We start from the raw sequence: 10,976 nt of genomic DNA on the forward strand, positions 1-10,976 counted from the left end.
GTTTTCAGGCTGAGGCCCGGATAACCAGGCGTGGTGTGAGGTCGAGGTTCCCGAGGTCAGGGGTGCCGTCGGCCGCGGTGGGCGCGTCGAGGCCGCGCAGGAGACGCAGGACGGCGGCCCGGGCCATCTCGGCCACAGGTTGGCGGATCGTGGTCAGTGGGACGCTGAGGTACGGGGCCATCGGTTGGTCGTCGTAACCGATGACCGCGATCTCCCCGGGGACACGGATCCCCTGGTCGGCGAGTCCGCCGATGAGCCCGGTGGCGACTTCGTCGGAGTTGGCGAAGAACGCGTCCGGACGCTGCGCCGGCGCGAGCCCGGCGACGGTGCGTGCCAGGTCGGCGCCGTCGCCGACCGTGTGCCGGTCCGTGAAGATGATGTCCTCGTCCAGCGGCAGGTCATGCTGGGTGAGGAAATCCCGGTAGGCCTCATTTCGGTCCCGTCCGTGGCGGGTGTCGCCGAATTGGCCGCCGGTGGCGTAGGCGATCCGGCGGGCCCCGTTGCTCCAGAGGTGTTCGAGTGCTTCGGTGGTGGCGGTGTAGTGGTCCACGGTCACCGACTGCAGGTTCGGGGTGGGGAAGGTCTGGTTGAGGACCACGATCCGGTTCGGCACAGCGTCGGCGATCTCGGCGACCGTCGCAGCGGACTCCACCGACGCCAGGATCACGGCCTCGATCTCCCGGCTCTTCAGCTTGTCCAGGAAGGCGCGCTCGCTGGCGGCGTCGCTGTAGGTCTGCGAGACCATGACCTGGTAACTGTGCTGGTGGAGCTCGCGTTCGACGGCGTCGAAGAACTGGGTGAAGAACGGGTTGGTGATCCGTGAGACCAGGACCCCGATGTTCGGGGTGGTGCGGGTGCGCAGCTGGGAGGCGATCGCGCTGGGGGTGTAGTCGAGTTCCTCGATGGCCGCCTGGATCCGCTCCCGCTTGTCCTCCGAGATGTAGGGGTGGTCGTTCAGGTAGCGGGACACCGTGGACACGCCGACCCCGGCGTGACGGGCGATCTCTGAGATGGTCGCCATGTGGTCACGTCTTTCCTGGCATGTGGTGTGGTATCGATTTCATACGACGATGATAGCGGCCGTCCCGGGTGAGCACAAGGTTTTGTAGAGAAAGTAATCGTCGCCACCCATGACACGCGCCCCGCAAGGCCAACCAGCACCCCGTCTTGCTCCGGCCACCGCGACTAGGCAAGAGGGGACGTGCTACAGACCGGCTGCGGGCTACCGACCAGCAGCCAGCCACAGGCCGTCCTCCGAGGTGACATAGGGGAGCGGCCACGGTGCCGCATCCCCGTGCGCCGTCCCGTCCCACCCAGGAGCCTCCCCGTGCGTCCTCTGTCACGCCCCCTGCGCATCACCCTGATCTCGGTCGCCGTCGTCATCTACGCGGTGACCTGGCTCTACCTGGTGCTGAATCAGCCGGAGGACTCCGACTTCTCCTCCATGGCGGACTCCGCCTCCACCACGATCGCCCTCGTCGGCTTCCTGGTGCCCACCATCATCGCCCTGGTCGTGGTGATTCCCACGCTGCCGGTGCGCACGTTGGCGTTGATGCCGGTGGCGCTGGTGCTCAACATCGTCGTCGGGCAGGTCGTGGGCACGATGGGCCTGCCGATCCCGCTGTACCTCGACTCCTTCGGCACCGTGCTGGTCGGTGTGCTGGCGGGCCCGGCGGCGGGTCTGGCGACCGGTGGGCTTTCAGCATTGGTGTGGGGCACGTTCAACCCCACGATCGTCCCCTTCGCCGCCGGCTACGCACTGATGGGTCTGGCTGCCGGCCTGGTCAGGAAGCTGTTCCGGTCGTCGTGGTGGAAGGTCGCGGTCGCGGGCCTGGTGCTCGGTTTCCTGTCGGCACTGGTGTCCGCGCCGGTGGCGTCGTTCATCTTCGGCGGCACGGCGGGCACGGGCACGGGCCTGCTGGTGAGCTTCTACCAGTCTCTCGGCGCGTCGCAGACCACGGCGGTCTTCCTGCAGTCGTGGACCTCGGACCCGCTGGACAAGGTGATCGTCTTCCTTGTGGTGTGGGTGGTGGTGCGGTCGCTGCCGGAGCGCTCGCTCAGGACATTCGACCCGGACACCGCCGAGGCGCGGAAGGTCCCTGCGACGGCATGAGTCCGGTGAGTCCGCTTACCCCGCTGACGGCGGCGGTGTGCTCGATCATCACGGCGATGGTGGTGCACGATCCGTGGGTTTCCGCCGGGTTCCTGCTGCTCGCGGTGGTGCTCACATGCGCGGGAGGACGCCGCCAGCGCCGTGCGCTGGTCGCCGGCCTGGTGCTGTCGGCACCGGCGTTCCTGTCGTACGCCCTGATCTACGTGCCTTTCGGGGACGTGGAGGTCGCCCGGTTCCTGATCCCGGTCACGTCGGACGGTGCGTGGATCGCCTGGGACCTCGGCCTACGCTTCGCGGCGATGACGTGTGCGGGGCTGGTGCTCGGCAGCTTCGTGGACGCCGACGCCCTGATGCGGCGACTCCAGCTCAGCGTGCCGGCACCGCTGGTCTACATGGTGGGCACGGTGGTGCGGCTGCTGCCGATAGCGCAGCAACGGTGGAGGACGATCCGGCAGGTCCAGGCGTCCCGCGGGGTGGACGTGGACACGTGGCGTTCCCGGGGTGCGACGGTCCTGCCGCTGGTGGTGGGGCTGATCGACGACGCGTCCCAGCGCGCGCGTCCCCTGCAGCGAACGGGGATCGGCGAGCCGGGCCCGCGCACGCTGCTCATGCCGGTCGCGGACTCCACGGTGCAGCAGGCGTGCCGGTGGTTGATGGTCGTTGCCGCGGTGGTCGTGATCGTCGGCGGGGTGTTCCTGTAGGAGGGGTGTACTCACAGTCACTGCCTCACGTCCCGAACCCGCGCTACCGTCGGTAGCTATGACCACCAACGTAACTCTGAACAACGGCGTCGAGATGCCCGCACTGGGCTTCGGCGTTTTCCAGACCCCGCCGGAGACCACGGCAGATTCCGTGGCCGAGGCGCTGCGCGTCGGCTACCGGCTGATCGACACCGCAGCGGCCTACTCCAACGAACGCGAGGTGGGGGAGGGGATTCGCCGCTCGGGCGTGGACCGCTCCGACATCTTCGTCGAGACGAAGCTGTGGATCAGCGACTACGGCTACGACGAGGCTCTCCACGCCTTCGACAAGAGCGCCGGAAAGCTCGGCGTCGAGACCATCGACCTCCTCCTGCTGCACCAGGCCATGCCCACCGAGTTCGACAAGACCGTCGCGGCGTACAAGGCGCTCGAGACCCTCCTGGCGGACGGGAAGGTGCGCGCCATCGGCGTCAGCAACTTCATGCCGGAGGTCCTGCGCGACCTCATCGAGCAGACGGACGTGGTCCCGGCAGTCAACCAGGTCGAGGTACACCCGTACTTCACCCAGCAGGACGTCCAGACCGCCGACAAGGAGCACGGGATCCTGACCCAGGCGTGGTCGCCGATGGGTGGCATCACCAGCTACCGCGGGGATTCCGACCGCTCGACCTTCAACGACCCGGTGCTCGGCGAGATCGGCGACAAGTACGGCAAGACCCCGGCGCAGGTCATGCTGCGCTGGCACCTCCAGGAGGGGCGCTCGGCGATCCCGAAGTCCGTCAACCCGGAGCGCATCGCCGCCAACTTCGACGTCTTCGACTTCGAGCTGACCGACGCCGACCTCGCCAAGGTCAACGGCCTCGACACCGGGGTCCGCGGTGGACCCGACCCCGAGTCCATCACCACGGAGGCGTTCGGGCGCGACATCCCCGAGGCCTGACCGCAGGACGGACCCATGGGACGCACGGTGTTCGCCTTCGACGCGATCGGCACCGGCTGGCGCGTCACCACCGACGAACCGCTGACCGGCGCGCTGCGCCAGGACGTCCTGTCCCTGTGTGAGGACGTCGACAGGGCGTGGTCGCGGTTCCGCGCCGACTCCCTCGTCGCCGAGATCGCGCGTGCGGATGCTGGGGGAGGCTTCCGCATTCCCGAGCGTGACGTGGTTCTGCTGGACCTCTACGACCGTCTCTTCCACGCCACCGGTGGGGCGGTTGATCCGCTGGTCGGCCGCGATCTGGAGTTGCTCGGCTACGACGCCGGCTACTCCCTGGTCCCTGACCGAGACGGTCTCGCTTCACGCACGCCGGACGACTGGTCGCGTGACGTCCGCCGGACGGGGGACGGAAACATGCTGGTCACCGAGCGTCCGGTGGTGATCGACGTGGGGGCCGCCGGAAAAGGGCACCTGGTCGACCTGGTCGCCGACCTATTGCGGCATGCCGGTGTGGAGAACGCACTGGTCGACGGGGGCGGGGACGTCCGACACGTCGGATCGGAGCCGGTCGTCGCAGGTCTGGAACATCCCACGCGCCCTGGGCGCGTGATCGGCACCGTCGCGCTACAGGACGCGGCGCTCTGCGCCTCGGCGGTAAACCGTCGTACCTGGGGCGAGGGCCTGCACCACATCCTCGACGGACGCACCGGGACACCGGTGACCGACGTCGTCGGGACGTGGGTCGTCGCCGCCGACGCCGCCACGGCGGACGGGCTCGCCACCGCACTGTTCCTCGCCGATCCCGGGCGGTTGGGCGGGTTCGACGCCGCCTGGGTACGCATGCTCGCCGACGGCCGCGTCCAGTGGTCGGACAACTTCACCGGCGAGCTCTTCATCTAGAACTCTTGTAAGGAGACCCCCATGAAGTCCCACATCCTCACCCGCGCCGCCTTCGGTGCCGCAGCCTCGGTGTCCCTTGCCACGGTACTGGCTGGTTGCGCCGGTGACGGTGAACCTGGTCCGAGGACAACCGCCGCACCCACCAGCACCGGCGGCTACGCCGACGGGACGTACACGGCCCGCGGCGTCTACGGCGGGGCGCCGTCGCACATGGACTTCACGGTCACCATCGAGGACGACGTCATCACGGACGTCGAGTCTGAACTCATGGAGGACAACAACGACACCTCCCGCGGGTACCAGGAGCGCTTCGCCGCTGCGCTTCCGGATGAGGTGGTCGGTGAGAGCATCGACGACGTCGAGGTCGGGTTCCTCGCCGGCTCGAGCAGCTGTGGCGACGGCTTCAACGACGCCGTCGCGCAGATCCGTGAGGAGGCCCGCGGCGCGTGACCGCGTGACCCTGCGCTACCCGGCCTGCGTGGACGGCCGCACCAGGATCTCGTTGATGGCGAGGTGGCGCGGGCGGGTGAGCGCGAAGGCGATGATGTCGGCGATCTCCTCCGGCTTGAACGTCGCGGCGTCGTAGCCCTCCTGGACGGCGGCGCGGGTGGCGTCGTGGGTGATGTGGGTCGGCAGTTCGGTGTCCACGACCCCGGGCTCGATGAGCAGGACACGCACGTCCGGCAGCAGTTCCTGGCGAAGCGACTCCGACCAGCCGTTGACTCCCCACTTGGTGGCCGCGTAGACGCCGTTGGTGGGGCGCGCGGTGCGTCCGGCGACGGAGGAGATGTTCACCAGGTCGCCGCCGCCACCGGCGGTGAGCTGGTCGAGGAAGACCTCCGTGGCGGTGATCGCGCCGAGCAGGTTCGCCTCGACCATCGCGCGGTAGTCGTCGTGGCGATCGGCGGAGAACGGCCCGAGCAGCATGGTTCCGGCGTTGTTGACCAGGACGTCGGCACCGCCGAGTTCGTCCTGCACCCGCTGCGCCGCCACGAGGAGCTGCTCGTGGGAGGTGACGTCGGCCTGGATCGCGATGGACCCGTTGTCCAGTTCGGCGGCCAGCGCCTCGATCCGGTCGAGACGCCGGGCCAGCAGGGCCACGCGGTAGCCGTTCGCTGCGAGCGCCCGGGCGGTCGCAGCCCCGATGCCGGAGGACGCTCCGGTGACGACGGCGACGCGGTCTGAAGGAGTATTCGACATGGGGACGATCCGTTCTTGAGGGGAAGGAGCAGGTTCGGCCTGCTCAGGGACTCCTCAAGTCAAGCATCGTCGATCATGTCGCGGCAGTGACCGCTGTTCGGTGTACTGCCAGACCAACCCTGACGTTCACGACATGATCTTCGTCGACTCGATGGCCTCGGTGGTCTTGCGGTTGTAGCCGTCGAGCAGGCGGCGCAGCACCAGGCCGAGTATCAGCGCGGGGACCGCGAACAGCAGCAGCAGTCCGAGCTCGATCCACAGGTCGCCGCGGTACACCCCGGCGATGGCGGCGCGCATGGCGTCGATCGCGTGGGTGGCGGGCAGCCACGGGCTGATGTTCTGGAACCACTGCGGCAGCAGCGGCAGCGGGTACGCACCGCCGGCACCGGACACCTGGAACACCAGCAGCAGCACGGCGATCGCCTTGCCCGCACTGCCGAACGACAGCACCAGCGTGTACACGACCAGCATGAACACCAGTGAGGTGATCCAGCCGCAGATCATCAGCAGGAACGGGTGCGCGGCGTCGATCTCCACGAAGAAGATCAGGCTGAGCACCGCCAGGGTGCTCTGCGCCAGGCCGATCAGCGCGAAAATGCCGAAGCGTCCGAAGTACTGCTGCGCCCGCGTGTACTCCGGCTCGGTGTCGGACGTGTCGGACGCGCCGGACGGCTCGGCCGCCGCGACGTCCTGCGTCGTAGCGTCCTCCCCGGCAGCCGCGGCAGCGGCGTCGTTGCCGTCGCCGTCACCGCCGTCACCGCCGTCACCGCCGGACGCTGCACCGTCGGAGCCCGCAGCGTCCTTCCCGGCGGTCTTCTTCTCCGGCAGGCCGGTGCGCACCAGCACGGCGGTGATGGTCGCGCCGATCCACAGCGCCAGGGCGGTGTAGAGCGGCGCCATGCCCACGCCGAAGCTGGCGACGGGGAACACCGGGTCGCGTTCCACCTCCACCGGCGCGGCGAGCTGCGAGGCCAGCGCCTCCGGGTCCGAGCCCACGACCTCGGCGAGGCGGGAGAAGTCGCCGGTGTCGCCGGCGGTGGCCAGGGCCTGCTGCAGCTCGGAGAAACGGTCGGCGTGCTCGTCGAGGCGGTCGGCCATCGTGGCGGTGGCGTCGCGCGTGCGCGCCAGGGCCTCGCCCACGGACCCGGGGGAGTCCGAGATCGTGCCGCGGATGTCGCCCAGGTCCTCGCGCACGCTGGAGATGTTGTCGCCCAGCGAGTCGAGGGTCTCGCCCAGCGAATCGAGCTGGGGTTTGAGGTCCTCGCGGTAGGACGTCACGGCGTCGTCCACGGCGGCGCGCGCCCGCGAGATCGCGTCGCGGCTGTCCTGCCGGGAGGACTCCGAGGAACTGGTGCCGGCCTCGATGTCCTCGGCGGTCTGCGCGAGGCTGTCGTGCAGGTCGGTGCTGCGGTCGATGGCGGCGTCGAGGCGGGAGAGCACGCGCTCGTAGCCGGGCTCGGCCACGTCCGGCAGCACGCCGGACACGTTGGACTCCAGGGAGTCGCGCAGCGACTGGAAGAAGTCGACCTGCTCCTGCACGCGCTGTGCCATGGTGCGGAAGGTGGACGCGGTGCTGGTGCTGGTGGCGTCGGCGCTGTCGAAGAGCTCGTCCAGACGCTCACCGACGGCGGCGTAGCTCTGGCCCGTGGCGTCCAGCGCGGTCTCGAGCGAGTCCGTGGCCCCACGCAGGGTGGAGTCCAGGTCGCTGGCGGCGCCGGCACCGTCGCCGGCCTGGCTGGAGGGGTCGTCGAACTGCCCGCCGGCGGCCTCGACGATGTTGCCCGCGCCCTCCACGAGGGGGATGGAGGTGTCCAGCAGGCCGGTGAGTGAGCGCACGGTCTGCGCGCCGGAGTGCAGGCGGGTGCTCACGTTCTCCACGCGCGACTCCACGCGTTGGATCGCGGCCTGGGTGTCGTCCTGCTCCAGGTAGTCGTCCAGGGACGACACCAGGCCCAGTCCCACGCTGCTGATCGTGCGCGTGAAGGTCTCGTTGATCTGCGAGATCATGCCCTCGGCACCCTGGGAGGTGATGACCGTGGACAGCGCGTTCTTCTTCTCGTTGGTGTACAGGTCCAGCGTGGAGGGCTCGGAACCCTCCACGTAGAAGGTCAGCATGTCGGTGCTGAACGTGGGCGGCAGCACGATGGCGGCGTAGTAGTCGCCGGCCTTGGTGCCCTCGATGGCCTCGTCCTCGGCGGTGATGACCCAGTCGATCTGGTCGTTACGGCTGAGCTGCGAGAGCACCTGGTCGCCCAGGTTGATCTTCAGGGAGGCGAGGTCGCTCTCGTGGCCCTCGTCGGTGCTGGCCACGGCGATCTTGAGCTGGTCGGTGTTGTCGAAGGGGTTCCAGCTGGCCAGCACGTTGAACGTGGAGAACAGCAGCGGGATCAGGATCAGACCCACGACCACCACGGAGGACATCACGTTGTTGCGCAGCCCGCGCAGGTCGCTGCGCAGGATGCTCAGGGCGTTGCTCATGCGTCGTCATCGTCCAGGGAGTAGGTCTTGTGCCGTTCGGCCTGGGCGGCGGCGGCCTCCCGCAGCTCCTCCTCGGAGAGGTCGGTGAGCTCCTGGACGTGGGCGAAGCTCTGCTTCACGTACTCCAGCGCGGCGATCACGCCGACGATGATCAGACCCCACAGGCACGCCAGGCCGAAGATCACCGCCTTCTCCCCGGAGTAGACCCGGGACAGGACGCACAGGGCGACCACGCCCACGACGCCGGCGATCACGGCGGCGCGCAGCAGGGTGGTGTAGTTGTCGCGCACCGCCTTCCACCGGTGGTCGATCTCGTCGCGGAAGGCGTCGCGGTCACGCATGGCGTGGATGACGTCGGTCAGACGGTAGCTGCTGCCCACGATCTCGACCTGGTCGTTGACGATCAGGCCGGACGCGGCATGCTGCCGGTTGACCATGCGTTTCACGTTCGACAGGCTGCGGCGCCCCAGGGTGCCGGCCACGAAGGCGAGTACGGCCATCAGCGCCAGTGCGCCCATCGCCTTCCAGTAGTGGTCCTGGTAGAAGCCGCCGATGGTCTCGCGCAGCGCGTCGATGCCGTAGGTCAACGGCAGGATCGGGTGCAGCGCCTGGAAGAAGTCGGGGGTCATCTCGATCGGGTACATGCCCGAGGCCCCGGGTATCTGGAGGAACGCCAGGACCACGGCGATCACCCGCCCGATGTGCCCGAGGGCGGACACCAGCCCGTAGATGATGCTGAGGTAACAGAGGCCGATGAGCACGCAGGTGCCCACGAAGACCACCGGGTTCACGGTCTGCACACCGATGACCAGGTTGCCGACGGCCACCACCACGCCCTGGCACGCGGCCAGCACGGCGAGCAGCAGCAGACGCCCGCGGTAGGCCTGGGCCACGGTGAGCTTCTTCAGCCGGGCGGTGTCGACCTCCGTGCGGAAGATCATCATCAGCATGAACGCGCCGATCCACAGCGACAGGTTGGTGAACAGGGCGGCCATGCCGGAGCCGTAGCTGCCGACCGGGTACACCGCGTGGCTCTCCACCTCGGCGGGGCTGGCCATGAACTCGGAGATGCCCACCGAGTCCAGCCCGGCGACGGTGCCGAGCACCCCGGAGCCGGACGCGGCGTTCAACGCCAGGACGTCCGCCCGCGCCGTGCCCAGACCGTCCTCGATGCCGGAGAGGTCGTCGCGGAAGTTGCCCAGGACGTCCTGCGTGGTGCCGATCTGCCCGTCGACGCCGTCGAGCAGGTTGATCGACTCGCCGATCAGCGTGCGCTGGGAACTCAGTGCGGAGGAGAAGGCGCCCGCGGTGGAGTTGACCTGGTTTATCGCCGAGTTCAGCGCCGGCATGGAGTCGCCGACGGCGCTGCGCAGGCCCTCGGCGGTCTGCCGGGTGTCGCTGGTGGCGTCCGCCAGGGCGTCCGCCGCGGCGTTGACGGAGGAGAGCGTGTCGGACGCATTGTCCTGCAGGCCCGTCAGGTCGTCGATGATCGCCTGGTTGGAGGCGTTGCGCTCGCGCAGCTCGTCGAGGGTGTCGCTGAGCGGCCCGGCGACGCCGGGCGTGACCGCGGCACTGTCTACCAGGCTCTGCAGCTGGTCGATGGCCCGGTCGGCCTGCCGGACGATGCCGGACGCCTCGCGCGTGGCCGTGCCGATGCCGGCGCCGGCGCGCTCCAGCTCGCCGGTGACCGAGGCGATCGCGGAGTTCGCCGACGCCGTACCGTCCGCCAGGGCGGTGGAGCTGTCGAGGAAGGCCGAGGTCGCCGCGTCGGAGAAGTCCGACACCTGCGTCTGGACCTCGCTCATGATCGACTGCACCTGCCCGAGCGCGGTGGTGGCGTCGCCCAGCGTCGCGTCGACGGAACGCAGCGCGTCCTGCGTCGCGGAGATCGTGGGGCGGGCGTCCTCCAGGCGCTGGCTGATGCGCGTCACCTCGTCCTGCGCGGACGCCATGGTCTCGGCGGTCTCGTCGAAGGCGTTGGCGGTGCGGGTGCCCGCGTCGGTCAGCTGGTCGCCGAGGTCGCCGCCGGCCTCGCGCAGCTCGGTGGTCACGGCCTCGGCGACGGTCTCCTTGAACACCGAGTTGATCGTGGTGTCCAGGGTCGTCGCGCCCTGGTCCGTGATCTTCGGGGAGATCGCGCTCTTCTTCTCGTTGACCTGGTACTTCAGCGTGGGCTGGGAGTAGGTGCCCTGGAACATGCTGAGGATGTCGGAGGAGAAGGTCGACGGCACGGTGATGCTGGCGGACACGTCGCCACGACGCACCGCCTCGGCGGCCTCGTCCTCGTCCATGAACTGCCAGCCGAGTTGGTCGTTCTCGCTGATCTGGTCGACGAGCTGCCCGCCGACGTCGATCGGCCCGGTGATGTCGGAGGTCCCTCCCTCGTCCTCGTTCACCACGGCCACACCGATGTTCTCGGTGTTTCCGTAGGGGTCCCAGAACGCGGCGACGTTCACCCACGAGTACAGCGCGGGGGTGATCAGTACGCCGATCACGATCACCCAGACCTTGGGGGTGCGCAGGATACGTCCGACGTCCCGCGTGAAGATGTTCCAACTTGCAGCCACCCGGTGACCGTAGCACTTAGGTCGTGTTGCTAAAGGGTTTGTGGCGGCCAGGATGACACCCTCAGGCGTATGCACCGTGA

The 10,976-nt window shown here is 68.9% G+C and carries 9 protein-coding genes; 5 read left to right on the forward strand and 4 right to left on the reverse strand.

Features of this window, described 5'->3' with window-relative positions; translation table 11 throughout:
- Window positions 1-4: 4 nt before the first annotated feature.
- Window positions 5-1,021 carry a LacI family DNA-binding transcriptional regulator gene (locus ACT3S3_RS12660; protein WP_301442497.1) on the reverse strand — a complete coding sequence of 339 codons (1,017 nt, stop codon included), beginning with the start codon at window positions 1,019-1,021 and terminating at the stop codon, window positions 5-7.
- A gap of 306 nt (window positions 1,022-1,327) precedes the next feature.
- On the opposite strand from ACT3S3_RS12660, the gene ACT3S3_RS12665 reads away from it, so the two are divergent.
- From ACT3S3_RS12665 to ACT3S3_RS12685, 5 genes are read left to right on the forward strand one after another with little or no spacing between them, the layout of a single operon-like run.
- Window positions 1,328-2,113 carry an ECF transporter S component gene (locus ACT3S3_RS12665; protein WP_301442496.1) on the forward strand — a complete coding sequence of 262 codons (786 nt, stop codon included), beginning with the start codon at window positions 1,328-1,330 and terminating at the stop codon, window positions 2,111-2,113.
- Entirely contained in the window at window positions 2,110-2,814 is a 705-nt protein-coding gene (locus tag ACT3S3_RS12670) for an energy-coupling factor transporter transmembrane component T (protein WP_441578995.1), read from the forward strand. The genes ACT3S3_RS12665 and ACT3S3_RS12670 overlap by 4 nt, the downstream gene beginning before the upstream one ends.
- A gap of 58 nt (window positions 2,815-2,872) precedes the next feature.
- Window positions 2,873-3,754, forward strand: coding sequence for an aldo/keto reductase (locus tag ACT3S3_RS12675; RefSeq protein WP_441588383.1), 882 nt, complete (start codon window positions 2,873-2,875; stop codon window positions 3,752-3,754).
- A 15-nt stretch (window positions 3,755-3,769) separates the two neighbouring features.
- Entirely contained in the window at window positions 3,770-4,651 is an 882-nt protein-coding gene (locus ACT3S3_RS12680; RefSeq protein ID WP_441578993.1) for an FAD:protein FMN transferase, read from the forward strand.
- Window positions 4,652-4,672: 21 nt separating this feature from the next.
- Entirely contained in the window at window positions 4,673-5,101 is a 429-nt protein-coding gene (locus tag ACT3S3_RS12685) for a hypothetical protein (protein ID WP_301442492.1), read from the forward strand.
- A gap of 15 nt (window positions 5,102-5,116) precedes the next feature.
- Here the strand turns inward: ACT3S3_RS12685 and ACT3S3_RS12690 are convergent, their stop codons facing one another.
- The 3 genes from ACT3S3_RS12690 to ACT3S3_RS12700 all read right to left on the reverse strand — a co-directional run bounded on the left by ACT3S3_RS12690 (window position 5,117) and on the right by ACT3S3_RS12700 (window position 10,896).
- Entirely contained in the window at window positions 5,117-5,851 is a 735-nt protein-coding gene (locus tag ACT3S3_RS12690; RefSeq protein WP_441578992.1) for an SDR family oxidoreductase, read from the reverse strand.
- Between the two features lie 126 nt (window positions 5,852-5,977).
- Window positions 5,978-8,329: a YhgE/Pip family protein gene (locus ACT3S3_RS12695; protein WP_441578991.1), complete on the reverse strand. Its 2,352-nt coding sequence runs from the start codon at window positions 8,327-8,329 to the stop codon at window positions 5,978-5,980.
- The gene (locus tag ACT3S3_RS12700) at window positions 8,326-10,896 is read right to left on the reverse strand and encodes a YhgE/Pip family protein (protein WP_441578990.1); all 2,571 of its coding nucleotides are present in this window, start codon (window positions 10,894-10,896) and stop codon (window positions 8,326-8,328) included. Before ACT3S3_RS12700 ends, ACT3S3_RS12695 begins: the two co-directional genes overlap by 4 nt.
- Window positions 10,897-10,976 lie beyond the last annotated feature (80 nt).

It is taken from the genome of Corynebacterium sp. AOP40-4SA-5 (assembly GCF_052377355.1).
Classification (GTDB): domain Bacteria; phylum Actinomycetota; class Actinomycetes; order Mycobacteriales; family Mycobacteriaceae; genus Corynebacterium.